The organism is Aminobacter sp. SR38 (assembly GCF_014843375.1).
In the GTDB taxonomy this organism is placed as follows: domain Bacteria; phylum Pseudomonadota; class Alphaproteobacteria; order Rhizobiales; family Rhizobiaceae; genus Aminobacter; species Aminobacter ciceronei.
In genome coordinates this window covers 19201-44403 of the sequence record NZ_CP062118.1, presented here as the reverse complement: position 1 = coordinate 44403, position 25203 = coordinate 19201, and the positions used below count along the sequence as shown (strand labels likewise).

Annotated in this window: 21 protein-coding genes and 2 pseudogenes; 10 read left to right on the top strand and 13 right to left on the bottom strand. The window is 57.5% G+C overall.

The window, feature by feature from the left end:
* Positions 1 to 32: 32 nt before the first annotated feature.
* From phnD to tnpB, 3 genes and pseudogenes are all read right to left on the bottom strand, one after another.
* Entirely contained in the window at positions 33 to 881 is an 849-nt protein-coding gene (gene phnD, locus IG197_RS33250) for a phosphate/phosphite/phosphonate ABC transporter substrate-binding protein (protein ID WP_046802286.1), read from the bottom strand.
* Positions 878 to 1687 (bottom strand): phosphonate ABC transporter ATP-binding protein, encoded by an 810-nt coding sequence (gene phnC / locus IG197_RS33245; RefSeq protein ID WP_006473175.1) that lies wholly within the window; start codon positions 1685 to 1687, stop codon positions 878 to 880. The genes phnD and phnC overlap by 4 nt, the downstream gene beginning before the upstream one ends.
* Positions 1688 to 1907: 220 nt before the next feature.
* Positions 1908 to 2090: pseudogene (gene tnpB, locus IG197_RS36460) on the bottom strand (IS66 family insertion sequence element accessory protein TnpB); the annotation flags it as partial.
* Between the two features lie 273 nt (positions 2091 to 2363).
* Here tnpB and IG197_RS33235 point away from each other — a divergent pair.
* Positions 2364 to 2603, top strand: a pseudogene (locus IG197_RS33235) (Tn3 family transposase); the annotation flags it as partial.
* A gap of 13 nt (positions 2604 to 2616) precedes the next feature.
* Here the strand turns inward: IG197_RS33235 and IG197_RS33230 are convergent.
* From IG197_RS33230 to IG197_RS33210, 5 genes are all read right to left on the bottom strand, one after another.
* Positions 2617 to 3333 carry a hypothetical protein gene (locus tag IG197_RS33230; RefSeq protein WP_192321319.1) on the bottom strand — a complete coding sequence of 239 codons (717 nt, stop codon included), beginning with the start codon at positions 3331 to 3333 and terminating at the stop codon, positions 2617 to 2619.
* The gene (locus IG197_RS33225) at positions 3269 to 4171 is read right to left on the bottom strand and encodes a hypothetical protein (protein ID WP_192321317.1); all 903 of its coding nucleotides are present in this window, start codon (positions 4169 to 4171) and stop codon (positions 3269 to 3271) included. The genes IG197_RS33230 and IG197_RS33225 overlap by 65 nt, the downstream gene beginning before the upstream one ends.
* 110 nt (positions 4172 to 4281) lie before the next feature.
* Positions 4282 to 4614: a ParB/Srx family N-terminal domain-containing protein gene (locus IG197_RS33220; protein WP_246765520.1), complete on the bottom strand. Its 333-nt coding sequence runs from the start codon at positions 4612 to 4614 to the stop codon at positions 4282 to 4284.
* Between the two features lie 146 nt (positions 4615 to 4760).
* On the bottom strand, positions 4761 to 5222 hold the full coding sequence (locus IG197_RS33215) for a hypothetical protein (protein WP_246765519.1): 462 nt from the start codon (positions 5220 to 5222) through the stop codon (positions 4761 to 4763).
* On the bottom strand, positions 5219 to 5425 hold the full coding sequence (locus tag IG197_RS33210; protein ID WP_046802283.1) for a hypothetical protein: 207 nt from the start codon (positions 5423 to 5425) through the stop codon (positions 5219 to 5221). The genes IG197_RS33215 and IG197_RS33210 overlap by 4 nt, the downstream gene beginning before the upstream one ends.
* A gap of 459 nt (positions 5426 to 5884) precedes the next feature.
* Between IG197_RS33210 and IG197_RS33205 the strand changes: the two genes are divergently transcribed.
* Positions 5885 to 6601 (top strand): hypothetical protein, encoded by a 717-nt coding sequence (locus IG197_RS33205; protein ID WP_046802282.1) that lies wholly within the window; start codon positions 5885 to 5887, stop codon positions 6599 to 6601.
* A gap of 31 nt (positions 6602 to 6632) precedes the next feature.
* On the top strand, positions 6633 to 7832 hold the full coding sequence (locus tag IG197_RS33200) for an XRE family transcriptional regulator (protein WP_046802281.1): 1200 nt from the start codon (positions 6633 to 6635) through the stop codon (positions 7830 to 7832).
* Between the two features lie 22 nt (positions 7833 to 7854).
* On the opposite strand, the gene IG197_RS33195 is transcribed toward IG197_RS33200, so the two are convergent.
* Genes IG197_RS33195 through IG197_RS33180 form a run of 4 tightly spaced genes read right to left on the bottom strand, consistent with a single transcriptional unit; the run spans position 7855 to position 10212 of the window.
* On the bottom strand, positions 7855 to 8385 hold the full coding sequence (locus IG197_RS33195) for a hypothetical protein (RefSeq protein ID WP_137330421.1): 531 nt from the start codon (positions 8383 to 8385) through the stop codon (positions 7855 to 7857).
* Between the two features lie 26 nt (positions 8386 to 8411).
* A complete protein-coding gene (locus tag IG197_RS33190; RefSeq protein ID WP_046802279.1) occupies positions 8412 to 9368 on the bottom strand; it encodes a tyrosine-type recombinase/integrase in 957 nt (318 codons plus the stop codon).
* Positions 9365 to 9856 (bottom strand): hypothetical protein, encoded by a 492-nt coding sequence (locus tag IG197_RS33185; protein ID WP_046802278.1) that lies wholly within the window; start codon positions 9854 to 9856, stop codon positions 9365 to 9367. The genes IG197_RS33190 and IG197_RS33185 overlap by 4 nt, the downstream gene beginning before the upstream one ends.
* A 14-nt stretch (positions 9857 to 9870) precedes the next feature.
* Complete coding sequence (locus IG197_RS33180; protein WP_046802277.1) at positions 9871 to 10212, bottom strand: hypothetical protein; 342 nt, start codon at positions 10210 to 10212, stop codon at positions 9871 to 9873.
* A 204-nt stretch (positions 10213 to 10416) separates the two neighbouring features.
* Between IG197_RS33180 and IG197_RS33175 the strand changes: the two genes are divergently transcribed.
* From IG197_RS33175 to IG197_RS33145, 7 genes are read left to right on the top strand one after another with little or no spacing between them, the layout of a single operon-like run.
* Positions 10417 to 10704 carry a HigA family addiction module antitoxin gene (locus IG197_RS33175; protein WP_082129069.1) on the top strand — a complete coding sequence of 96 codons (288 nt, stop codon included), beginning with the start codon at positions 10417 to 10419 and terminating at the stop codon, positions 10702 to 10704.
* Between the two features lie 3 nt (positions 10705 to 10707).
* Positions 10708 to 13452 (top strand): DUF499 domain-containing protein, encoded by a 2745-nt coding sequence (locus IG197_RS33170; protein ID WP_046802276.1) that lies wholly within the window; start codon positions 10708 to 10710, stop codon positions 13450 to 13452.
* Positions 13452 to 14441 carry a hypothetical protein gene (locus IG197_RS33165; protein ID WP_046802275.1) on the top strand — a complete coding sequence of 330 codons (990 nt, stop codon included), beginning with the start codon at positions 13452 to 13454 and terminating at the stop codon, positions 14439 to 14441. The genes IG197_RS33170 and IG197_RS33165 overlap by 1 nt, the downstream gene beginning before the upstream one ends.
* A 12-nt stretch (positions 14442 to 14453) precedes the next feature.
* Complete coding sequence (locus IG197_RS33160; RefSeq protein ID WP_046802274.1) at positions 14454 to 17666, top strand: hypothetical protein; 3213 nt, start codon at positions 14454 to 14456, stop codon at positions 17664 to 17666.
* On the top strand, positions 17663 to 18160 hold the full coding sequence (locus IG197_RS33155; RefSeq protein ID WP_046802273.1) for a hypothetical protein: 498 nt from the start codon (positions 17663 to 17665) through the stop codon (positions 18158 to 18160). The genes IG197_RS33160 and IG197_RS33155 overlap by 4 nt, the downstream gene beginning before the upstream one ends.
* Positions 18161 to 18169: 9 nt before the next feature.
* On the top strand, positions 18170 to 20944 hold the full coding sequence (locus IG197_RS33150; protein ID WP_046802272.1) for a DEAD/DEAH box helicase: 2775 nt from the start codon (positions 18170 to 18172) through the stop codon (positions 20942 to 20944).
* Positions 20945 to 20991: 47 nt separating this feature from the next.
* On the top strand, positions 20992 to 21450 hold the full coding sequence (locus IG197_RS33145; RefSeq protein ID WP_046802271.1) for a hypothetical protein: 459 nt from the start codon (positions 20992 to 20994) through the stop codon (positions 21448 to 21450).
* A 125-nt stretch (positions 21451 to 21575) separates the two neighbouring features.
* On the opposite strand, the gene traA is transcribed toward IG197_RS33145, so the two are convergent.
* Positions 21576 to 25160 (bottom strand): Ti-type conjugative transfer relaxase TraA, encoded by a 3585-nt coding sequence (gene traA, locus IG197_RS33140; RefSeq protein ID WP_192321315.1) that lies wholly within the window; start codon positions 25158 to 25160, stop codon positions 21576 to 21578.
* Between the last annotated feature and the right edge of the window lie 43 nt (positions 25161 to 25203).

Here is a 25203-nt window from a genome sequence, read left to right as displayed (position 1 = left end):
GTCGAAAGGTGAGAAACTGTCTCGAACGCGCCTTACTGACTCAGGTCCAAGTTCAGCACTTTACCGAGCTCACGGACGACGTCGTAGGCTTTGTCATCGATCGGAGCGAACCCATCGGCTTTGAAGGATGCCAATACCTTTTCGTCTTTAAGGTCGATGAAGGCTTTGGTGATCGCCTCTTTCAACGAAGTGTCAAGATCCGACCGCATGGTCCAGGGGTACTGCGGGAACGGATCGGACTCGGCGAGGGCGATAACTTTCTTAGGATCAATGGTGCCACGAGCGACCATTGAATTGTAGATGGGCAACGAAAGTCCGCCAATCTGAGCATTGCCATTCTGCACTGCAATAGCCACGGCATCATGCGACCCTACGAAGTTCTCGCTATAGTCTTTTCCAGCCTCAACTCCGGCCTTAAGCAGCATAGATTTCGGGATAAGGTGGCTTGAGGTGGAAGCCACGTCCCCAAACGCGACCTTTTTCCCTTTTGCATCTTCAAGGCTTTCGATGCCAGCCTCTGCATTGGCGACAACTACAGCGCGATAGGTAGTTTCGCCATCCTTCATAACTGCTGCGAAAGGCTCGATATCAGCCTTGGTTTTCGCGAGCGTGTAAGAGAGCGGCCCGAAATAAGCCAACTCAAGCCGGCCGAAACGCATCGCTTCGATCATTGACGAGTAGTCGGTCGTTACGATCAGTTCAATCTCCCGACCGAGTGTCTTCTCAAGATACTCCTCGAGAGGACGATTGTTTTTGATGACAGTGGCGGCGTTCTCGTCCGGTAGCAACGCGACGCGCAATGTCTCTGGATTTGAGCCAGCATGCGCCAACGAACTCCAGCCAAGAACGGCGAGGAATGCGAGGGACAGAAGCTTCTTCATAATGCGGCCTCCATGGCAGCTAAAGGTTGATCATACTCGTAGTTGGACAAATCTTGTGTTGTGGTCGGATTTCTTGGGGCGCTGCGGTAGATCGACGCACACATTTGATCGGTCAGTTCGTCGACAGCGGCGTCCGCAACCACTTCCCCGTCGCGCATAGCAATGACCCGGTCGCCGAACCGGCGAGCTAGATCGATCTGATGAAGGCTGATCACAGCAGTGATGCCGTCGGCTGTGCATATTTCGCGAAGCTGCGACAGGACCTCGACAGCCGTTTCAGGGTCCAGACTTGCAACGGGCTCATCTGCAAGGACCAGTTGGGGCTTCTGGACCAGCGCGCGCGCAATGCCCACCCGTTGCTGCTGACCGCCGGATAGTTGATCCGCCCTGACGAGAGCCTTATCAAGAAGGCCTACGCGTTCAAGGCATTCCAACCCCAGCCTTCGATCCGAACGCGGCATAGGGAACAACGTACGCCAGCCAGAGTGGTAGCCCAGGCGGCCCGTCATGACGTTGTCGAGCGCGCTCAAGCGCCCTATGAGTTGGTGCTGCTGGAATATCATCCCAGTTCGCCTTCGGTGAATGCGAAGCTTAGTTTCCGCATCCAGAGCACCAATATCGTTAGAAGTGATCGAACCAGACGTCGGCGCAACCAAGCCGTTGAGTGTCCGGATGAGGGTAGATTTGCCTGCGCCGGATCTACCGAGGAGCACGACGAACTGACCCTGGTTGAACGTCAATGTCGTTGTCTTCAAAGCTTGGGTGCCGTTGGCATAGGTCACGGCAACTCCGTTCAGAGCCAGCATCACAATAATCCTGATCGTTAGTGGTGCATCGATTGAATATTTGCATCACTATGGGCGACATATGACGTCCGTTTATCAGGCTCGTGAAACTTCAATGACAGCACTTAAACTCAGCTCTACCTCCTCGCGTAGCTGCGATGGAGAAATTTCACCCAGAGCCGCCTGATCATGACGGCCCGGTCCCAATTCTACACCACCTTGACGGATGCTATCCCATATTCGGCCAGATAAACCGGCCCTTCTCCAGCCGCCGGGTAAAAAGGCAGGCGCCCAGACCATCATGCCAGATGATCTTCAAAATATCCGATCTGCGGCCCCTGAAGACGAAGAGATGCCCTGACAACGGATCATGCTGCAGAACCTCCTGCACCCGAAGCGCCAAGGAGGGAAAGCCACAGCGCATGTCCGTATATCCGCGCCTTCCTGGCGGGCACCCTTGATCCCGAATATTCCCGTCAGCTGACCGAGCAACTACGACAGGCAGGCGTCCCGGTTTGACCATGCCGTCGCTGGCAATTAATCTGAGCACGTGGCGGATGTTTGCAAGCAGACCCGGATGTTTGCGAGCACATTGGCAAAGAGCGTGAGCACGACGCCCGCTCCATTGTCAGATAATTCGAGCAGAAAATGCCGATGTTTGCGAGCAGAGGCGCTTATGTTGGCAAGCCGCTACATCTACCGGGCGTCCGGGCTGAACCTGCTGATCAATGCCATCGTCTACTGGAACACTCTCTATCTCGAACCGGCCTTCGCCGAACTCAACCGGGAGGGTATCGCCACGCCGCCCGACCTAGTCAAACACATCACCCCGCTCGGGTGGCAACACATCAGTCTCACTGGCGATTACATCTGGACCTCGACGGAAAGCCTCGATCTCAGGCCGCTACGGCGCGAAACATCCATCCTCGCAGCGTGATCACCATACGTTCTCAAAAGTCGGACAGATTCAACACTTTCGTGTCGTGACGCCAATCTTCATTGATATGGTCGTCTTCGATGGGGAACCGAAGAGGACCGGGGAGCCATGTCTTTCCGACCAGCGCCCTTTCGGCCAACGTCACGGCTTCAGCTTTGGTGGCTTTAAGTGCTGCCTTGATGACGGTTTTTGCGCAACCAGCATCCTCCATGACCTCGGCAATCTGCACCTTGGACAAGCGGGAGAGGAAGGGTGCTCTAGCCTCCCAATGCTTGTTCATGTCGATTTTCAGGGCTGCGGCCAGCTGATCGGCATGGGCCAGCCGCTCGCGGTCATGATCGTGTTTGGCCTCGACTGCGTTGATATTGGCGGCGGTGACGACCGCCAGCAGTTCGAGAAGGTCGGGCAATTGCTGCTCCAGCAGCCATTGCCAAAGATCACCCGGATTGCCGGGGAGCTTGTAGCCCCATGTCTCGTGAATGCGGGTCCATTCGTTGAGGGCATCGCAAGCGTCCGCTTCCTTGATCGAAGGGGCGAGGTCTTTCAACTGCCCGCCGATCTCGATGGCGGAGCCGATCCGCCAATAGCCGTTCCCGGTCAGGAAGGTTTTCAGGACAAGCGGATAGAGCATGACGGCAAGCGCCAGTTCGGGCCGCTGCGTCAGTTCATTGCGCATGGCGGCGGTGCGGATCGCCGTCAGTTCCTCGATCAGCGCAGCGGAATAGGCCATGACACCATGCCTTTCGCAAATTCCGGGACCGGCCTTTCTGGCATTGGCATGGACCGTGCATGCTGGCATCGTCCTGACCGGCATCACCGTTTGCGGTGTCCAGATTGCGCAAGGCGCGTAGCGCGGCCAGGTCGTCGGGCTGAACAAGCCCCAGCTCGATATGCATGGTGCCATCGTGCGCAATGGTGACGATGCAACCGGCCAGCGCCTTTTCCTCGGTATCGTAGACCTTTCCCGCGTTCTTGATATCCTCGATGCGCTGTTCGACCCGGGCAAGCTCGGCCTCGTCGGTATCAATGGCCGAATCGCCCTCGGCATAGTCCTCGATCCGGCCCGCGATCTCATCGAACTGTTCAGCAAGGCTGGCAAGCTCGGTCTGCTCGGCTTCGGTCGGGGCATGGCCGATAGGGAAGATACGGGCGAAACCACCATTATGGATGGCCGATGTTCCAAGGCTGGTATCCACCCATTTCCACCCCTTGATTTTTAGGGGTTTTGTCTTCTGTTCAAGCACCTCCGTCGCCAGCTTGGTCAGAAGCGCCCGATCCGTCAGGAATGTGCTATCGGCCTCGCCAAACAGGTCACGCGCGATCGTGCCACCCGCCGCTTCGTAAGCCTCGACCCCGACGAACAGGGCAATCTTGTCTGTGCTGCGGACGTGATCGCGGGTCAGGGCGGCGCGAAGCGAATGAGGATCACGGTTCCATGATTGTGTGTCGAACCATGCCCGGTCCTGTGCATCGTGATCGTCGCTGATCGCCAGCGCCTTGGCCTGATCAATGCGGATTGCATCCAGCGCCTTCGAATTAGGGGATAGATTGTCCGAGCCCTGGCGCACGTGACCGACTGGCCGAAACCAGATGGCTCCGGGGTCATGACCTGGCCGATCTGCTGACGATCTGATCTCATCGATGCCTGGCCGCGTGTTTCGGCAAGGCCTCTTTTGGACTATGCCGCTGCGTGATTGCGGTGACGGCGAGGGAACCCTGGCACGAGGTGCAACAGGGCAGCAAAGCGCCGCGATCCGGCAACCACTTCGTATTTGTTGCCCCTCGCGACTTTCCTGACGGTCAGATTTTGGATCAGACCATGCGCCTCGATGCTAGCGGCAAGTTCAGGAATGGTCATGGCGGCATTGCGCTTACGCACGTTCTTAGAACTGGCCACCAGCTTGGAAAGCGGAATCTGCTGTGTGTCATGCATGAGGGAGGTAACCGGGGCCGCTGCGGCGACCTCGATGGCGATGGTTTCGGCAGTTTCGGGCATGGTGATAACGTTCATGGGATTTAGTCCTCATGTTGGTGTGATCGGAAAATGTCAGTGGGAGAGGGAGCGGCCGTCAGGCGTAGCCGGTCCAGTTGATCGGGCGACCGTCCCAAAGGAAGGCGGTTCGCACATTGTCGATGCGCACAGATTTGGAGCGCCCGTTAACGCGGCGGCGCAGGGGTTGGCCGGTGAAGGCGTCGAGATGGGGATCGTTGCCGGTTGGCCGCCCTTGTCGGGGAGATTTCCGACCGGCTCGACCGGCCGCCGATGATGGCGGTCACCTGATAGAAATTGATGTTGGTCTGGTCGTAGCCCCATGAGGCATAGAGGATGTGGCCGGTCTCGAAACCGTGGGGCTTCTTGCGCTCGTCGCGGCGTTCCCGCTTCCATTCCGACCAGCGCCGCCGCCCCTCGAAATGCTCGCGGATTTTGCGCTCTCGGGCGTCCGTGCTGGCAAAGCTATGATGCCAGTCTGGCTTTGCAGCCTTGCCGTGGAAGGCCATGGCGGCGGGTCGCCCCTTATGGCTGGTGAAGATGTAGACAATGCCGTCGCTGGCCTTGTCGGCGATCTTCACGGAACCGCTCGGGATGTAGAATTCGCGGGAGGGAGCGAAGCGCATCATTCGGCGTCCTCCCACTCGTCGGCATAGACGGCGGCCGAGCCGATCCCGGCTACATGACGGGCGCATGTACCGCCGCAAATACCGTCCTCGTAGGCCGGAAAATACCGGTCATAGGCGACATCGAAATCCGGCAGGTCGCCGTTGAGCCGCGCCAGCTCGCCCGCGAAGCTAAAAAACCATTCCTCGAAAGTAGGTTCGCACATTCCCTTGTCCTTTCCTTTTTGGACTGCGAAGCAGGACCTCGTCCTGCTTCCCGGGGCCGCGCGAGCGGTGGGTTGGAGGGGGAAAATAGCCTTCGCGGGGAACCAGCTGCACGGAACGCAGCGCAGCGCAGTGGAGGAAGCTGGGCGGAAGGCTATTTTGGGGGCGAGAAGGGCAACGCCCTCGGTTCCCCCATCAGGCAGACGAACTCGCGCAATCGCGCGTCATGTCCCCGGCAGTCGCCGGAAGCACGAAGGATCGTCACCGCTCGTCGGCGGAAACCCGCCTGCGGGGTTCCGTGAAGGCGCGGCAAAGCCGCGGCGGAATAGAGCCTGGACCGGAACGGGCGTGCCGATAGATTTTCATGTGACAACGAAAAGCATGTTGGGATACCCACTTGCACTTTACGCAATTTTTCAGTACATAAATCCTGTATTTTGCAATTTGATGCGGAGCGCACTGTGGAGCATTTTATCAAGAAACGGTTCCCGCCGGCCTTGTTCAAGAACCTCTTTCTGGATCTGGAAGACAGGCTGCGCGCCTCCGCCCTCAAAGCCTTTACGATGGTTCGAGATCACGCCGGGCTTGATCCGAAGGGAAGTCGGGAATTGGAAGGGCAGGCCCGCTTTCGTATGATGGAGAAAGCGTTTCGGGAAACCTGTGAGCTTCACGGTGGCAAGCTGCTCGAGAACGGCATCATTCCACTCACCGATCTGAAGATCTTCCAGCCCTTCATGCGGTTTGAAGTGAACGGGCAGGGAGTGATCTTCGGCCTTGCAGCTATGCCTGAGCCGAAAACGCTTCCCGTCAAGAATATGTCGCGCAAGGCTGGCGTAACGCTCAATTACTACCTCTCACCGCGTCTGGACCTTGATGGGAGCGGTCCCAAGATCGGCGACATTTTTGTTCTGCTGCTTGTCGCTCGTGACCGGGAAAAGGCAGGCAAGATCAGCGAATTCGCAATTGGTGTGATCGATGCTGGCTATGAACAGTATCTTTTTTACGAGACGCTCGACAAATACCTTGAAGGCTATGCCGATGAGCCGGTAATTGCCCCGGCGCCATCGTCTGGGACCGGCGCGAAGGCACCTGTCATCAGCCTGAAGAAGACTATCAAACCGTTTGTGCCGCCGGAACAGCCTGACAGCGGTGATGACAACGAGAGAGATACAAAGTGACCCGTGCTGATAAAGCCGGGGAAGGAAATGCATGCGTGTAGGAACTCCGGGGTTCGTCCCTGAAAGATTGATTGAGGCTAGAGCAGCACGAAGAATTCTAAGCAAAAAGGCATTAGCTACCCTGATCAGCGTCAACCCTAGCACCGTCACCCGCTGGGAGGACGGGACCAGCGCCCCTGATGCCGATGCCTTAGCCGAATTGGCGGCTCACCTTCACGTTCGCAGAGAGTTTTTTCTTAGACCGGTCGCCAACAGCGACCGGCCTCTGTTTTATCGTACCTTAGCATCGACCCTGGTGAAAGACTTGAACTACCAGGAATCCCAGATGCGCTGGCTGCAAGAGATCAGCAGCATTGTAGAGCATTATGTGGATTTCCCGGAGGTCGAGATTCCGGATGTATTGCAGGGAGCGTCTTACAAGCAGCTCCGCGACGAGGATATCGAGCAGATTGCCTCCGACCTGCGCGCCCATTGGAGCGTTGGTGATGGTCCATGTATCGATATGATGCCGCTACTCGAACGGATCGGGTGTATTGTCGGCTCTATTGAAATGGGAACATCCAAGCTGGATGGGCTGTGTAGCTGGGCTCAAGGCAGCGACCGGCCGCACATTTTGTTGTCGACAGACAAGATGTCGTTCCCGCGCCGGCAGATGGATGCCGCGCACGAACTCGGCCATGCAATCCTGCACCGCCATGTAACCGAGGAAGAGCTGAAGAAGGATCTCAAGGAAATCGAGCGCCAGGCGTTTCGGTTTGCGAGCGCTTTCCTGATGCCGGCAACGACATATTCCTATGAGGTGAAAAGCGCGTCGCTTGCGTCTCTACTATCTTTGAAAGAGCGCTGGCGGGTTTCGGTAAAGGCGCAGATCCGGCGCCTTTCGGATCTGGATATCATCCCCGCAGACCATGCGACATCACTTTACAAGCTGTATTCGGCCAAGGGATGGAGCCGGGAAGAGCCTCTGGATAAGAACTGGCCGATCTCGGAGCCGACAGTTCTTGCCAACGCCCTGCAGCTGATCGTCGACTCTGCCGTGCGCAGCAAATCCGACCTCCTGAGTGTAGAATTCACCATGAAGGCCGGCGACATAGAAAACCTAACCGCCTTGCCGCCAGGATGGTTCTCAAGAAATGCGGAAATCATAGGGCTGAAGCTGCGTGCAACCGTGACAGATCGCACCACCGGTGAAGCATCAACGATTTTGCCGTTCCCATCGCGGAAGGGTTAGGTTTGCTCAACATAAGGTACGATCATGGAGAAGGGCTGAAATCCTGCCGGAAGGCGCCCCCCTCGATGGCGGCGTCAATCCTTTGAAAGGCAGGCTTTATACCGATCTCCATGATATCAAGCAGACCGTAATCGTTTGTGCGTTGCGCCTCGTCTTGGAACCAGGTTAGCCAGTCTATGACGCCTTTTTTGCCTTCCAACTTTTCACGCATGGCTTCTACTACTAACTCAACGCATGCATTTGTAAGATTCGACTTGGCGTCTTCTATTTCTTTTTGCAACGAAGCCTTCTTCTTCCGCAGCGATTTCCCAGCATCGGGCGACAACGTTTTCAGAAGCTTTGAAAGCCCATCAAAATAGAGCCCCGCGGCATCGAACATGGAGAAAATAATTTCTTGCGCAGACTGGCTCACATCCGGCATGCGATTATTATCACTGATCGATTTTGCCGAAACTGCTTCGGAATCTTTATATTCGTGTACCTGTGACCTCAGCTCACGCTTATAGTTGTCGAGAAGGCGAAGCGTTGGTCTATTGTGATTTAAATTTGCCACCGCCCAACTACTCCACAAATGATTTCTTAAATCAAAATTCGCTCGATTTCATCTAAGCTTACATCATCACTTCGGCGATCATAGAGCTGCGTAGTCCGTGTAGATGAGTGATTAGCAATATTGGCTGCCTTTTCCAGCGTTCCACCGTTTTTCAGGTAGGCTGTGATACCCGTCGCCCGAAAGGTGTGATTGCACACGGCCGTGCTGATGCCTGCCGCAACCGCACGACGCTGGATCATTGCATAAGCGTTAGCCTGCGGCAGAGGATTGCCGGAGAAGTGATCAGTGCCGCGCCGGATAGTCTGAAACAAGGGCGCTCGGGGCATATCCTGCAGGCCGGCCGCCTCGATAAAGTCGTCTAGGTAGGCTTCAAGCGAATGATGACAGGGCAGCTCAACCTGCTTGCCACCTTTTTCGTGCAACCGAACCCATAAGCGGCGGTTCTGGCTGTATACGTCACGCACCTCCATGCTCGTCGCGGCACCAATGCGGGCGAACGTGTAGGTCATAAGGCCGATCAGGGCACGATCACGCTTGCCTATCAGTGTGTCAGTGGAAATGCTGTCCAGGAGCTGGCGGGCTTCCTCGGCCGAGAGGGCAGGGGTCTTACCGCGTTTACGGGAGTGCTTCGGGCCGCGTACAGAATGGGCGGGATTGGTCGTCATAGTCTGTCCCGTGACGAGCCAGTCGAACAGGTGCCGCACCGCTGCCAACCTTTGTTTGACGGTCGGCGCCGAATGCGTGTGCGTCATTTCCTCAACCCAGCCGGCAACATGAATAGGGGTGATCGTGTCGAGGGAGCGAGCGCCTCGCGCATCGCACCAGCTTAGGAATTCTGAAGCAGCTTTGAGGTACGATCGGCGGGTATTCTGATTACGAATCCGGGCGGTGAAAAATTCAAGGAACCGCACTCGTACCCGCTCTGCGCTTTTCGCAATTGCGACCGGCAATATCTCCGCGTCGGATACAATGACGAAGCTCATTGCGCCCGCCCCCAAGTCCAGCACTCCTCGCGGCAAGCATGATGAAACGCCAGCTCATCCGCAAAGGAGCGACCGATCCGCCGCGAGCCTTCGGCAAAACCGGAAAGGGCATTCTTCTCCAGCTCGCCATCCTGCAGGCCGCTTTGGTTGACGCAGATTGCAGTCAGTAACGGCAACTGTCGCGCATGGCAGATTTCCAGAAGCCGATCCAGATGACCATGTTTTCCGTTCATCTGATGCCGCGCCTTGCTCCACTCGACGCCGCTTGCTTTTGCCAGGTCGCCATAGGTGATGCAGATCCCTGAAATCGCCGCCTTCTTTAGGGCGGAGAGCGATTTCTCAAGATCGAGCCCCTGTCGCTTGCCGGAGCGACGGCCGCGCTCTTCAAGGAGTTTATAATAAAGCGCAGCCTCGGTCTGGCCGTGCTTCTCAAAGTTCACGATCCACTGATCGATTTCGATATCTGTTTTCTTTAGAAAATCCGTCATAGCCGCACCGCTCGTCAAAGCCCGCGCATAATGGTCTCGATCACCGTAATAGGAACTGCATCGTCGATCGCGTGAAGGATCGCTCCGTTTTGGGAGCCGTCCCGGATTTCGATCTGCTGCGAAGCATGATCATAGCGGAAAGCATAGTCTTTGCCGCCGACCTTGATCCAGAGCATGTTAGCGGGTGAGCCGGCATATTGGCGTATCCGGATCGAATCCGCATCGGCCCGCCAGATGATACCGCCGAGCACCGTTAGCGCCGATCCCTTGACGTTGCCGGCATGGTGTTCGGCTCTGTCCATCACGCCCTTTGCATATTCATTGAGTTGTTGCACGTCTTTCGCGGTAATCGCCATTCTACCCTCTCCCATATATATGATAATGTCCTTTATCATATATATGGGAGGTTGCAATTCTCCGATATCATGAGAGCAGTGTATACCTGGTCCTAAAAGGGATGCTTTAGTCAGCAGGTGGAAAGGACCTATCCGCCAGATCTTGTCGAGTGTCGATTATCAGTATATGGCTATTTAAGGTGAAGTCGCTCGGATTCTAAGTCAATGCACCCAGGGTCTCTCGTTCGGAAAGATTGCCTTGATAAGTATAACTTGAGCGTGACCGAAGCTGCGCGAGTCTTAGGCGTGGATCGGCAGACGCTCAGCAATTTGCTTAATGGGCGTTCGGGTATCTCGCCAGAGATGGCGCTCCGTTTAGAGAAAGCCTTCGGGCGACCAGCCCGCGAGTGGTTAGTGCGTCAGCTCGATCATGAGTTGTCTGAGGTCATGCGTCGGACAGATGAAATTAGGGTTGAGCCTTTCCGTGCTTCAACCGCGGAAGGTGGAGTGTAGGTTATGTTGGGGCTAACATTAAGAGAGGAATTTCGGGGCAAGCGCCTCAAAGGCACGGCTATCGAATTGTCAAATGATCAGCATACGGGGGCGACCCAGATTGCTGCTACGCAGTTTCTAAAAATCACCTATCCCACTCATGACCTACTGAAAGGGATTGAGGCGGTAGGTCCCAACCAAGGTCGCCCTGTAGTTGTTATCGGAGACCGCGGTCTCGGTAAATCGCACTTGATGGCAGCGCTCTATCATGCGGTGACTGACCCCACATCAACAGGGGGATGGCTCAGGGAGTGGGCCGCGAGGCTGGCTGATCCGAAGATCGGCAGCATCGCCCTGCGGGATGGAATGCACGTCATCGGCGAAAGCCTGCACCGTCAACGCTACAAGTTTCTGTGGGACGTGCTGTTCGAGAACCATCCCCACGGCTCTTTCATCAAGGGTAAATGGGAAGGTCAGGGCACATCCCAGACCGAAATTCCATCCGACAAACTCATAATGGAGCTGTTGGAGCACAAGCCTACGATGCTACTTCTGGACGAATTTCAGACGTGGTACGATGGCCTGACAAATACCAAACAATATCCATGGAAGCATTGGGCGTTCAATTTTATCCAGATCCTTTCCGAGATTGCCAAAGAACGCCCTGACCTTCTAGTGCTGGTGATTTCGGTGAGGAATGGCGGCAGTGACGCATATCAGCAGGTACATCGCGTAAACCCGGTAGCCATCGATTTTAAAGCGGGGGGTAGCGCAGAACGCATCCAGCAGGATCGGCGCCGGATGCTACTCCACCGCTTGTTCGATAATCGTCTTCAGATCGCCAATAGCACCATTGAAGCGCTCGTCGCGCAACACGTTTCCGAGTCTTTCCGCCTTCTCGACGTGCCACCGGCCGAGCAGGATCGCAAACGTCAGGAATTCACTGAGTCCTGGCCCTACGCCCCGCATCTGCTGCGCTTGCTTGAAGAGCAGGTGCTTATCGCCACCGATGCGCAGGAAACGCGCGATCTGATCCGAATCTTAGCGAACCTGTTCAAGAGTCGTGGCGAGAATGCCCCGCTGCTCACCGCAGCCGATTTCCGGCTGGATGATGAGACTTCGGGCATTGGCGCGTTGCTAGAAGCTGTTGCCAACCAGCATCACCGCACACTGCGCGAGAAGGCACAGCAGAATATCATCTCAGTGATGGAAGCGAGGCACGATTACGCCAGTGTCGCGCCGCATCTGCAAGAGATCGTCGGCGCATTGTGGCTACGCTCAATTGCCGTGGGCAATCTTGCCGGAGCGGAGCCAGCCATGCTGCAACTGGACATCACCCGCTATAAGCCGGTGGATGACAACGCTTTTCAGGTCGAACTTGCGACCATTATTGAGAACAGTTTCAACATCCACCAGGAAGGCGCCAAGCTGCTTTTCCGGGAGGAAGAGAACCCCCGCGCCAAAGTGATCGCTTACGCGCGCAACGACAAGCTGTTCGCCGATGGAGCCGATCAAGCGCAGCTAGCCAGACAGGTCCGCTACGTCATTGCTGGCAGCGACGAGGTTGCCAAGACTTTTCGTGTGATCGCTCTGCCGAGAAATTGGTCCAATGATCCGTGGACCCTGCTTGATGATGTCGAGCATCCTGACCGATGGGACGATCGCCTTCCTATTCTTGTGCTGCCCGAGGAACCGGACAAGCTCGATGCCACATTGGGGCGTTGGCTCAAGGAGCAATTGCAGAAGCGCCGCAATACCGTGCGCTTTCTGTTGCCACGTGCCGGCAGCACAAATACTTTTCTGGACCGCGAGCTGCTTATTCTAGCCCGAGCAGAAATGAAGGCGCAGGAGTGGGGTGCCCAAAACCCTGAATACAGGAAGCTGCATAAGGAATTTGAGAGCACCCTGCGCGACAATCTTAAGAAGCGGTTCGACCGCTTTGCGGTCCTGTCGCGCTGGAATTTCGCGGACCCAGCGCAATGCAAATTCAGCGTCGAGCGACTCGACAAACAAGGGTCCCAGATCCCCGAGGCAATCGAAGAGGTGTTGACCAGCGATCTCTTTGTACCCGAGGATTTTGAAGAATTGGTGATCGATTTCGCCAACAACAACGAATCGGTCGGCAAGCTGCTGCGCGAGCTGCAGGAACCGCGCGCCGCTGGCCAGGATTGTATCCCGTGGCTAGGCGAAACCGCGATGAAAGAGCGATTGCTGCGCCTGTGTGCCAGGGGCAAGGTCGCTCTCAACGTGCGCGGGATGGAATATCTGCAAACCCATACAGGCGAGGATGAAGATACGGCATGGCGACGCCTACGCCCCAAGCTCTCGCTCACGGGGCGGCATCTCGACGATGTGTTTGTGATGTTGCCCTCCGCCGTATCTGTGACGGGCGGGGCTAATCAGTCATCCCCGCCCACGACAGCAGGAGGCGGGCTTTTCGGTGGTAACGGTACGGTTCTGCTAACACCTCCCACACCGCCGATGCCAGCGGGCGATGGAATGACCAGTTCTCCTCCTAATCCTGAGCCGGGCGGTATCTTTGGCGGCGGTGGTCCCACCACTCCATCGCACATCCCACTAGCCAATCCAGCTACCTCGCCCTTGAACCTGATAGGCAGGATCGAGAGTTGGGGAATCGGACCAGCCACGCGCGTTGCCGATGTGTCGATCAAGGTGTCGGCCGCCACCGGCGCGCAGCTCAAGGAATTACTCAGGAAGCTGCCGGAAGGCATGACCTTTGAGCTGAACCTTAAGAAGGAGGGTGATTGATGGCCCTCTCGGTCAGTGCGCTGCACACTCTTGAGCAAGGGACGGAAACCGATGCTTGGCGGGTTATTGTCGACCACGCGGTCGAGGTGGCATGCAAGCCCTTGACCGTAGGCAATGCGGCAAGCGAGGTCGTCAGGCGAGACCGTGAAATTGGTGAGTTGGATCTGTTCCTGTCATCCAGCGGTTGGGATTTGTGGTGGGCCTTCGGCGGAAGCGTCGAACGGACTTCGGATCGATTAGGGCGCTGGTGGGCGGAACCTTTCAGCGCCAAGGCGCTGCTGATCCTTGATGGACTTTCGCTGCGTGAACTGCCATGGCTGTTACAGGGAGCTAAGGAACGCGGCTTTACCCTTCATGAGGTTAGCGCCCACGGTTCCGAACTGCCGGGCGAAACCGACGAATTTGCACATGCTCTCGGGTTTCCCAGCCGCAGCAAGCTCCAGAACAATGGCGGCGGTCTGGCTCATCGGCTGCAACCAGCGCAGACGGAAACCGTCGATCTGCCATGGAAGGACTGCGAGGCCCTGATCGGCAACGCGCCCAATCAAATCTTCTGGCACCATTGGCCCGACGCCAAGCTGCACGACGGCTCGGGCGCCGGCCAAGGGCTGGAACCATTGACGAGAGATGCTGCCGAGCAGCTAACTAGCGATGATTTTTGGGCCTTTGTGGAACGCCTTGCCACAGGGCGACGGTTGGTCATAACCTCCGACCACGGCTATGCCGCCACGGGATATTTTCCAGATGCGGATGGCGAGGTCGGTCAGTTTCTCAAACAAACTTTTTCCAGCGGGCGCAGCAAGCTTGGTGCAGGTGATACCGGCCCCTTCGTGCCGCCCGTAGCGCTGCAAATCGACAGCCCGCACGGCGCACACCTGTTGGCGTTGGGCCGCAGAAAATGGCGCAGCCCCGGCGGCTACCCGACACTCACGCATGGCGGACTATCGCTATTAGAGGTGTTGTCGCCCTTCGTCGAGCTGACCAAGTAAGGATTACGGTTAATGGCCACCAAGAAAGAAATACTTGCACAAGAGGTCGCCAGAGCCGTCGGCGCCGGCAAGGCTGTTGCGCTCGAGACCGTCGACTTCAACGATCCGAACCGCCCCAAAACCTGCCTGGAAGTCGATTTCCCGATTTTGCCGGTCAATCAGGTCGCGGTGATTGAAGGCAATTCGGGCAAGCCGATCTACCATATGTCGAAGTGGTGGGCGCGGCGGCGCTCCAGCGTGTTTCGTTCGATGCTGATTGCCGCCGCTACCAGGGCGCCGGAAGATCCTTCCCATGCGGCCAAGCTGGTCTGGGACAACTATTACGCCAATCACCAGAAGAAGGGCGCGTTCAAGAACCTCAAGGTCGCCGACATCTTCATGGGCGGCGGCACAACGCTCGTAGAAGGTTCACGCCTCGGGATGCAGATGGTCGGCAACGACCTGAACCCGGTGGCATGGTTTGTGGTTAAGCAGGAACTGGCCGACGTCGATCTGGATGAAGTGAAAAAGCTCCTCGCTGACATCGAGGCCGAAGTTAAGCCGCAGATCATGCCGTATTATTATTGCGATGGCCCGGAAGGCGAAAAAGGTACGTGGACGCATCTGCCGACGAATAAGGTGATGCCCACCAATTTCGACCCGCTATCGATCCCACGAGATGAGCGCAAGGACTATAAATACGAAGGCCCGGAAATCATCTACACCTTTTGGGCCAAACATGGCCCATGTCAGGTGACAGGTTGCGGCCATCGTACGCCGATCATGACCAGCCCGGTGATGGCGGTGAAGACGCTCACCGTCAAACATTGGGAACATAGCTGCCGCGAGTGCGGTGCTGATTTTCATGTCGAGGAAGACGCCGCGCGGATGGCACCCGACGTGCCGCTTTACGTTGCGCCAAGCGAGACACCGTATTCCGTGCTCGACCCGAAGAAGCATGTCGTCTGCCCACACTGCGGTCACACGGAGATGGTAAAGCTCGGCAAGGGCAAGAACAAGAAGGTGGAACTGAGCCTGCTGGTGCATCCGGAATGGCTGGCCGGCGAGGCGAAACAGGATGCGAGCGGCCAACCCTACGGTGGCTCGGCGCAAGATGATGTCTCGGCTACTACGCGATGGGACGCAGTGCGTGCCTCGAAGATTCGTTTTTTGGAGATACGTGGCACCTTGCCGGACGAGGTGACTGACCCGGAAACGGGCATCACGTTCGCGCCGGGAAAAGGCACGGTTCCGAAGAAGTCGCACTATGCTTGCTCGGCGTGCGGCACCGTACAGGATGTGCTAACTACCATCAAAGCCACCGGCAAGACCGGGCCAATGGCAGCCTATGCTGTGCAGGGATATGCGCCCAAGCGCAATGCCGCAAGGAAGCCCTACAACGGGCGTTTTTTTGCTACCTATGGAGCGGCGCACGCGCGGCAGTACGACACCGCGTTTGCCGAATGGGAAGCGCGAAAGGACGCTGACCTCAAAGACTATTGGCCGCGCTCTGAACTGCCCTACGGCTTCATGACGCATCATCTACAGGGCGGTGTGCCGAACCACGGTTTCACGCACTGGTGGACAATGTTTAATCCCCGCCAATTGCTCGTTCATTCCCTTTTGCTCAAGTCCATCGTCGAGTCTGGCGACTACGAATGGAAGACGCGCGAATATGTTCTTGGCGCATTTCAGCAATATCTGCGTAATCAGAGCCAATTCACCCTATGGAATGTGCAGGGTGATAAGCTGGAGCCACAGTTTGCGAATAATAATTTCCATCCGAAATCCACTGTTGTCGAGAATTGTGTATTCCCGGCATTGGGACGCGGAAATTGGCTGGCTTGTATCGAAGGGATCGTTGAGGGACGCGAGTGGGCGGCCCAGCCTTGGGAAGCGGTAAGCCTTGAGACACTGAAGCGGCGCGATGCAACCTTGGCCGAGTCAATTTCAGGTAAGAGCGAAAAAGTCTATCCTGGCGATCCCGTCGGCGAAGTTGGCGTGTACCAAGGCTCTTCCACCGACCTCACACATGTTCCTACGGCCAGTCTTGATCTAGTCATCACCGATCCACCCTTCGGGGGCCTGCTACACTATTCGGAGCTATCAGATTTCTTTTACGTTTGGCTGCGCCTAGTGTTGAAGGACAAGTACCCGGACTACTTCCAGGCCGACTACACGCCCAAATCCCTGGAAGCGGTTGCCAACAAGGCGCGCGAACCGGAAGACCCAGATGGCTTCTATCAACGCCTGCTCACGCAGTGCTGGCGAGAGGCCCATCGTGCTCTCAAGCCTAGCGGCATCCTGGCCTTTACCTTCCATCATAGCGAGGATGAGCCGTGGGTTGCGGTCCTAGAGTCGCTGTTTGACGCTGGTTACTACCTCGAAGCAACCTATCCAATCCGTTCCGACGAGACCAAGGGTGATGGCGAGTTCGGCTCGAAGACCATCGAGTACGATATCATCCACGTCTGCCGCAAACGTACGGACGAGCCCAAACCCGTGAGCTGGGGCCGAATGCGGCGTGAGGTGATGGGCGACGTGCGCCAGTTGCAGGCCATGCTGGAAAACCATGCTAAGGAGGGCCTGCCCGCCGCAGACCTTCAGGTAATCAGGCGCGGCAAGGCGCTGGAATATTTCTCGCGCCACTATGGCAAGGTTTATGTGGATGAAGGGCGGGCCATTTCCGTCAAGGATGCGCTGGTCGGTATCAATCAGCTCATCGACGATGATGCCGACAAAGGCAAGGAACCGCCTCCGGTCAACGCAGAGCCGTTCACGCGCCAGTTCCTACGCACCTTCGGCAGCGCGGTCGATCTCCAGCGCGATCAGTTACAGAAATTCTTGAAGGGGTCGATCACCACGCCGGACGAGTTTGTGCAGCGTGGTTGGTGCGCGGAGAAGAACAAGATCTTCACTCGTGCCGACCCATTGGAATTCGCGCGTGAATGGTCGGGCAAGCATCGTCGCCGTCTGACCTCCGATCTGGATCAAGCGCTAGTGCTGATCGGCGCTTGCTTCGATAACAGCGGAATCAATGCCTCGGACACGCTGAGGAACGAAAACTTCAAGCCGCACGTTGCGTTGCGACCACTTCTGGAATGGCTTCACCGCAATGGTCCGGACCAGACCACCCGCAACGCGGCCTCTCGGGCGGTGTCGATCTATAAGACTTGGCAATCCAGCCAGGCGCCTCAGCCCGTTCAGGCATCGCTGTTCGGTGACGACGAGGATTATGCGCGATGAGGCAACTACTGGACACGGTATGGCAGCGGCGCGGCGCCAGCTGGGTGTGGGACGAGGAAGCCCGCAACCAGATTTGCACGGCCAGCGAAGTCTGGAGTCTGCGACAGTTTCTGCGAGCGGTCGGCAACTGGCCGGACGATCTACCGAGCAATGGAGGAAAGACGCTGGTAGTTGCGGGGTTGGATGGTAGTCTCGACCTGCTTACCCCTGCAGATGCCGAGGCATGGCTGGGCGACGCAATCAAGCCCGCGATCCTTTCCTTTCAGGACGAGTACGAAGGCGACGCCGCGCTGGCCTTCTGGTTGCCCGGCGGCCACAACCGCATCAAGGCGCAGGCGGCCACAGATGAGGTTAGCTGGTTGTGCCATGCGCCTCACGGCCATCAGATCGACTTAGGCCGCGTCCTGTGGGGACAGGCAAACGAATATCCGCAGGAGATCCTGCTGCGCGATGGCGGCAAGCCGGCGGGTCTGTTCCACCTGCGGATAACGTGAGGTGGTGGCTTGACGGCAGAGGTTCAGTTCCAGCCTGGTGAGCGCATCACCCACCACGAGCATGGTCAGGGCGTCGTCCTTGAGCAGGCTCGTGACGGCTATCTGCGGGCCTTCTTCAGTGTCGGGGAACGCCGTGTCCCGATTGCTTCACTGAGGCGTGAGCTAACACGCACCGAGCGTATCCTGCGGGCGGTGGAGGGCAACGCGGAACGCAGCCGCAAGGCGTGGCTATCTTACGAAGCGCACGCGCTTCCTGTGATGGAAAGCGCCTCGGCTCTGACCTCAGCCAAGATCGATCTCCTACCGCACCAAGTTGTCCTCACCCATCGCATCGCCACGGCTTCACCCCGACGTTATCTGATCGCCGACGAGGTGGGGTTAGGCAAAACCATCGAAACCGCGCTGATCTTGCGCGAGCTTGCCAGCCGGGGCGAATTAAACCGCGCCTTGATGGTCGTGCCCGCCGGCCTCGTGAACAATTGGCACCGCGAACTGAACGAGGTGTTCAATCTCGATTTCGAGGTGTTCGGCTCCGAGGGCGACATCACCGATCGCAAGACCAACGCTTTTGCGAAGCACGATCGGCTAATCGCGAGCATCGACACGTTGAAGCGACCGGCGCGCATCAAGCGGCTGCTAGATGCGCCGCGATGGGATTTGGTGGTGTTCGACGAAGCCCATCACCTGACCGCCTACCGTACCGGCGGCAAGGTTCGAAAGACGGAGAATTACAAGCTGGCGGAGGCGTTGAAGGATCATTCGCGCGATCTGCTTCTGCTCTCGGCCACGCCGCACCAAGGCAACCATTTCCAGTTCTGGATGCTGGCGCAACTGCTGAACCCGACGTTGTTCCGCAGTCCAGAGGAGATGGTGGATAACCGCCATCGGCTGAACACGGTAATGTTCCGCCGCACCAAGGCGGATGCCTGCCAGCCGGATGGATCACCATTGTTCGCGCGGCGTTGGGTTCATACCGAATCGTTCGTCATGGCGGAAGGTGAGCGGCTATTTTACGAAAAGCTACGCGAGTATCTGGAGGATGGCTTCGATCTTGCGCGTCGTCAGGGCAACCAAGGGCGCGCGCTGGGCTTCCTGATGGCCATCTTCCAGAAGATCGCTGCATCGAGCTTCGCGGCCGTCCGCCGCACGCTCAAGCGTCGCTTATTAATGCTGACGCTGCATGAGGCGCTGCTGCGCGACAAGGAATTGGACATCGAGGGCCGGGATCGGCTGATCGAGGAAGCGCGTGAGCTGATCCACCAGGAGTTCAAGCTGCCACGCGACAGCGTTGGGCGCAGCGAGGTGGATCGTATGGTGGCCGACTTGAAATATCGGCTCGTCAAGAAGCTGGATGAGGAGGCTCTGGAAATGGCCTCCGATCCCTACGACAGCGAATATTCGGCCTCGCACGCGGAAGAAGCCGCCTCTGCGGTCGTCAATTTGCACCTGCCAGAAGAGCGCTTGCGTATCGGCGATCTGCTTGGCGCGTTTCCGCAACAGCGCGAAACCAAAATGCAGAAATTACTCGATGGCTTGGGGACACTTTGGCGGCAGAACCAGAACGAGAAGATCGTGATCTTTGCCACCTATCTCGGCACGGTGGATATGATTGCCCGTGAGATCGAGCAGACCTTCCCCGGTCAAGGCGTGGCGGTTTTGCGCGGCGGAGATCACGGGGCCAAGGTGGCGGCGGAACGCCGCTTCCGGCAGAAGGACGGGCCGCGTGTGCTAGTCTGCACGGCGGCCGGTCGTGAAGGTATTAACCTACAATTCGCCCGAATCTTGTTCAACTTCGACCTACCTTGGAACCCGATGGACATGGAGCAGCGCATTGGGCGCATCCACCGCTACGGGCAGAGCTACACGGCGCAAGTTTATAACCTCGTCCTCTCGGACACCATTGAGGGGCGCATCTTCTTGCTGCTAGACGAGAAGCTGACCGAAATCGCGCGGACAGTTGGCAAGGTCGATGAACAGGGTAATGTTGCGGAGGATCTACGGGCGCAGATTCTTGGGCAGTTGTCCGAACGGCTCAATTACGACCGCCTATACCAAGAGGCGCTGTCCGATCCTGAATTGAAACGCACCCAAGTGGAATTAGAGGCCGCGCTCTCCAATTCTCGTGAAGCGCGGCAGGTTGTCTTCGATCTTTTCCAAGACCTTGATGGGTTCAGTTTGGATGACTACAAGCCGTTCGCGGATGTATCGTCTAGTCTGGATCGACTAGTGCGTTTTCTTACAGCGGCAATTGTGGATCGCCAACAGAAGCTGGTGAAGGTAGACGACGCCACATATGATCTCATCACTTCCAATGGTGTTCGTCGCAATCGCTTCACTCTGAGCCGAGAAGCCGCAGCAAATCAGGATGACTTGCACTTATTAGGCTTGGACCATCCGCTAGTGGAAGAGGAGCTTGAACGTTGGCGCAATGTTTCCCCCGAGGAAATCGGCATCGCCGTTTCAGGCGATGTTGATGAGCCGGTAATGCTATCTCTTTGGATGGTGGAAACTTCCGGGGGGAATGGCGAGCGTCGTGTGGTGGTTCAGCCTATTGCCGTCAAACTGGATGGCACACGCGTCCCTGCTGTCGAACGTTTGTCTGACAAACATTTTTATGCTCCGGCTTCTCCGCCTGTATTTCAAACGGAACAGCGGGCGGAATTGTTCGTACAGGCCGTTGAGCCGACTTTGCAACGTGAGCTAAGGCACAAATGGGCGGCAAACGGTGATGGTAGCTATTCATCCGAATTGATCGGATATGTTGAAATTAATCCTTCGAACTGACGTAAAATCATTGCAAATTCGCGAGAATCGCTGACCATGATTTTTGGATGAATCTTATTCATGGGGATATATTTATGGCTCTTAAGTCTAAGGAATGGTTCTTTAAAAAATGTCTTTCAGAAATTAAAGATTACGGCCGTTTCTCTCATTTGGCATGGAGCGTGCTAATGAAGGGCATCGGACAAACAGATGGAACACGAGGGCATGTAACTCAGGCAGTCGGTGTCAGCCAAGAATTTCTGGATGATTTTCCGCAGTATATCCCTTTGATTCAAGGGGCAGATCCGACAAAGCCATTTGATGTGGCTGCTCATCACCAGTTACAAGCCGACCTTGTGGCTTGGGTTGCGGGTAAGAACGGAAATTTTGGTAGAGCATCCTACGGTTATAACTACCAAACGTTCAAAAGAAACACCACAGCGACGCTTGGAGGAACCCGTCAGGGGGGAGGAGGAGCCGATGACGAATTTAAACGTGTTTTGAGGCTAATGGCTGAGTTTATTTGATTGTATTGGTCGGATCGATATTTTGGTCCACTGTTCCTCGCTTGGCCACGTACCGTGCCGATCTGCCAGCTTGTAAATCTGGGGCATCGGCCTGCCCCTATCGGTATTTTCGGTCGTCGTCCCTCCTATCGGCTTAATCCAAGTCCCTGCGACCGAGTAAGCTGCTGTTTCAGGGTATGGTCATGCGTCAACTCGGCCATGCGCGTGCGTTCCACCATGCGGGCAACAATCTTGATCTGCTCGGCCTGCTTCGCCAGTTCCGGACGCTGCTCCAGTTCCTTGGCGAAGTTACGAGGATCGGAATGACCGAACCGGCGCGTGAGCGCATTGGCTACCAGTTTGGCTTCCTCGAGCGCGACCTGGCCATCTGCAGACGATCTCAACTCATCGATGAACTGGCCGCGTTTTTCGGTAGGCGTCTTTTCGACTTGAGCGATGATTTCGGTACTACGAGGCGAAAGGCCGGGAACTTCGACCACATCACGCTTTTCGCGCTGCCACTGCTCGGATTTCCGCTCCTCTCCTAGACGCCACTCCCACCCTTCAGCAGAACTGCCGATATGTGTGGCAACCGCCTTCGCATAATGCAGGGCGGCTTTCCGCTCCTTGTTGTCACCAAGCAGGCCTGATTTGCCGCGCAGTTCCCCGAACCGCTCGGGCTGCTCGGCCATGGCCTTCGCCATCACCTTGCCATTGCCTTCCTTCTCGATGATGGCAGCTTTCAGGCGGCCGGCGACCTCGACCGGATCACGGAAAACATGCCGTGCCACCGACTCCACGGCCTCAAACCGCTGCTCAAAGACGGGCATCGCCTTTTCGCGGGCAACATCCTCGATGCTGCGATCATGGCGCGTGATCGCCGGCACAAGTGGCTCTGGCTTCTCGGTCAGCCGCTGGCGCTGTCGATCGTCGCCAGAGTCTCGGCCGGGATTATCTTGGGTAGAATCTACGCGACCGCGCTCAGGACCGGCCTGCGATCGAAGTCGCTCATCATGAACGCCTGTCTCGACCGCAAGCCGGTCCTGATGCTCCCGTGCGAGATGGGCAGCAGGGGAGCGTTGATCCTGACGTTGCATTGCAGCACGATCAACCTCGATCTCGCTGCTGACGCCGAAACGCTCCGCGATCCCCCGCCGCTCGGCAAAGTCCCTGACATAATCCAGCGTCGTTTCCTTCGCGCCGGAACGCGACAGGCGGCTTTCGAGCTGCTGATACGCCAGCTCGCCACCCTCCACGACACGCCACGAATTGCGCTCGGTCTGCGTGCCGTCAGGAAGAGTGACAGGCGTGGCCCCTTCATGCTGCAGGCCGATCCTGTCTCCAATCGCCGGCGAGGCCTCCTGCAGGGCGCGCTTGAGATCGACGCCCCACACAGTGCGCTGCTCGCCCTTGTCATTTTCAAGCGTCACGAAATAGCTCTCCCGCGCTTGCCGGTTATGCTCATAGGGCGCAGCGCCATGGTCGACCAGGCGGCCCGCATTGGTGAACTCATCCTGCGCCGCATAGAGCTGCGCGCCGTCGCGATGCCGGGTCATGGCGACATAGGTCAAATGCCGGTCCATGGTGGCGGACGCCAGCACATAGGCGCGGTCGACCGTCGCCCCCTGATTTTTATGGATCGTCGTCGCATAGCCGTGGTCGATCGCCTGATAGCTGTCCGTGGGAATGCTGACGCTATCGCCGCCTCGGCCGTCGAGCTGCGCGATGATACGCCCCTGTTCGACATGCTCGACGGTGCCAAGCATGCCGTTTTTCACGCCAAGGTCGCGGCTGTTTTCGAGGAATACGATCCGGTCACCGGGGGCGAAGTCGCGGTTTCCGTCATTGGTCTGGAACGTCAGCGCGCCGGCCTCTTCACCTTGGGCCAGTTCGCCGCGCTCGTGAAGCTCGGAACGGATAGCGGCATTGAGTGCCCGCACATCGGCACGGCGATGCGCCATGGCAACCCGGGTGCCATCTGGACGCGCGTCACGGTCGGCAAGATAGTCGCGCACGATCCCGGCCCTCGCCTCGTCCTGGCTGGCCGCAAAGTGAATGTCACCATGATCCCGATACGCAGCCAGACCCTCGGCCGTCTTGTGGGTGGCGAAGGAAACCGACGCCTCCCGCTGCCAGTCCACGCGCTGCCGACGTATCTCGGAAAGCTCGGCATGGCCTATTCTCTCGGCAATGGCGCGGAACGGTGCGCCCGCCCCGATTGCCTGTAGCTGCTCATGATCGCCCACGAGAACGATCTTCGCGCCGCGCTGCTCGGCTTCTCCGATGAACCGGGCGAGCTGCCGGCTCCCCACCATGCCGGCCTCGTCGATGACGAACACGTCGCCGCGGCCGAGTGTGCCGCGGTCGTTATCCCAACCGCGGGACCACGACGCCAAGGTACGGCTCTGGATGCCGGAGCTTTCCTCCAACCCCTCGGCCGCCTTTCCGGCCAGCGCCGCGCCGTGGACCTGATAGCCCTGCGCCTCCCACGCCTCACGAGCGGCTGCAAGCATGGTGGACTTGCCAGCGCCGGCGAAGCCGACCACAGCCGCGATGCGCTCTGGCCCTGTGATATGCTCGATCGCGTGACGCTGTTCGTCGGACAATCCTGCTGACGGATCGCCCGCGCTTTTCCGGATCGCTGCATCCTGGCGCTCCATTGCGCGACCGACATGCCGCCGATCGACACCATGGCTCTGCGCCTGGTGCAGCCGCTCCGCCGATCGCGCTAGGCCGAATTCCAGATCGACCATCTCTCGCGTCGAATAGCGCGCCTTCGAAACCTCGCCCGTCTCCGGATCGATGCGCTCGCCCTGAAGCTCCACCAGCGCCGGCGAAGCCATGACAGACGCAAAGGCGTTCTGGAACGTCTGCGCGTCGTCGTTGATATAGCGATGCAAGGTCTTCGCGATGTCATGCCGGTCGAACACGCTTTTCTCATTGCTGATCAGCGTCAGAACCTGTTCCGGCTTTTCGCGGATCAGCTCGGCATTACGCTGCGCCGCCTCTTCGTCCAGCCGCGCCCGCTCCACAGTCATCCCCTGCCGCTGCATCTGCGAAGCGTGCACGCCCATATGCTCGGTGGGCGAAAGCTCAAGGCCGCGCTCCGCATGCGACCGATGATCGATGCGAATATCAAGCCCCTCACGCTGAAGCTGGCCGTTGGCGATGCTCTCCCATGATTGCCTGATGTCGCGAAGCTGCATGTCGGTCGTCGCCATGCCATTCGACAACAGCCGCGAATTCTTGTGCTCAAGATATGTCTTCTCGCCCAGGCCGGCTTCGCCAACCTGCCGCGTCGTCATCATCACATGCGCATGGTAGTTACGGATGTCGCCCTGCTCATGCGGCGCATGGATCGCAAAATCCACCGCCGCGCCATAGCGGTTGGCCAGATCCTGAGCGAAGGTTCGCGCTGCCTCCAATCGCCCTTCTGCCGAAAGCTCATGCGGAAGCGCAATCTCGAATTCGCGGGCAACACGAGCGTCTTTTCGGCTCTCGGCACGTTCAGCCGCATTCCACAAGGCCGAACGATCCAGAGCCCAATCAGCCGAAACGCCTTCCGGCAACACGATCTCGGCATGCTCCACGCCTTGCTTGCGAGTGAAATCATGCACAAGCCCATCGCGCTCATTGCTCAGACGAACCGCACAACGATAAGCCGCCGATGCCACAGCGCTTCGGCCGGATGACCGAGAGATAGGTTTTGCGCTAAGATGATAGATCGCCAAAAGGATTTCTCCGAATCTTATGGAGGATACCAAGCACTGACTT

Excerpts from the sequence above, each read along its gene's own strand:
- phnC (WP_006473175.1), bottom strand. The coding sequence starts at position 1,687 with ATGCTGGCTCTGAACGGAGTTGCCGTGACCTATGCCAACGGCACCCAA.
- IG197_RS33180 (WP_046802277.1), bottom strand. The coding sequence starts at position 10,212 with ATGGCGATTACCGCGAAAGACGTGCAACAACTCAATGAATATGCAAAG.
- IG197_RS33155 (WP_046802273.1), top strand. The coding sequence starts at position 17,663 with ATGAGGCAACTACTGGACACGGTATGGCAGCGGCGCGGCGCCAGCTGG.
- IG197_RS33230 (WP_192321319.1), bottom strand. The coding sequence starts at position 3,333 with ATGGCCTATTCCGCTGCGCTGATCGAGGAACTGACGGCGATCCGCACC.
- phnD (WP_046802286.1), bottom strand. The coding sequence starts at position 881 with ATGAAGAAGCTTCTGTCCCTCGCATTCCTCGCCGTTCTTGGCTGGAGT.
- IG197_RS33145 (WP_046802271.1), top strand. The coding sequence starts at position 20,992 with ATGAATCTTATTCATGGGGATATATTTATGGCTCTTAAGTCTAAGGAA.
- IG197_RS33220 (WP_246765520.1), bottom strand. The coding sequence starts at position 4,614 with ATGAACGTTATCACCATGCCCGAAACTGCCGAAACCATCGCCATCGAG.
- IG197_RS33200 (WP_046802281.1), top strand. The coding sequence starts at position 6,633 with ATGCGTGTAGGAACTCCGGGGTTCGTCCCTGAAAGATTGATTGAGGCT.
- IG197_RS33215 (WP_246765519.1), bottom strand. The coding sequence starts at position 5,222 with ATGATGCGCTTCGCTCCCTCCCGCGAATTCTACATCCCGAGCGGTTCC.
- IG197_RS33160 (WP_046802274.1), top strand. The coding sequence starts at position 14,454 with ATGGCCACCAAGAAAGAAATACTTGCACAAGAGGTCGCCAGAGCCGTC.
- IG197_RS33175 (WP_082129069.1), top strand. The coding sequence starts at position 10,417 with ATGCACCCAGGGTCTCTCGTTCGGAAAGATTGCCTTGATAAGTATAAC.
- IG197_RS33185 (WP_046802278.1), bottom strand. The coding sequence starts at position 9,856 with ATGACGGATTTTCTAAAGAAAACAGATATCGAAATCGATCAGTGGATC.
- IG197_RS33170 (WP_046802276.1), top strand. The coding sequence starts at position 10,708 with ATGTTGGGGCTAACATTAAGAGAGGAATTTCGGGGCAAGCGCCTCAAA.
- IG197_RS33190 (WP_046802279.1), bottom strand. The coding sequence starts at position 9,368 with ATGAGCTTCGTCATTGTATCCGACGCGGAGATATTGCCGGTCGCAATT.
- IG197_RS33210 (WP_046802283.1), bottom strand. The coding sequence starts at position 5,425 with ATGTGCGAACCTACTTTCGAGGAATGGTTTTTTAGCTTCGCGGGCGAG.
- IG197_RS33165 (WP_046802275.1), top strand. The coding sequence starts at position 13,452 with ATGGCCCTCTCGGTCAGTGCGCTGCACACTCTTGAGCAAGGGACGGAA.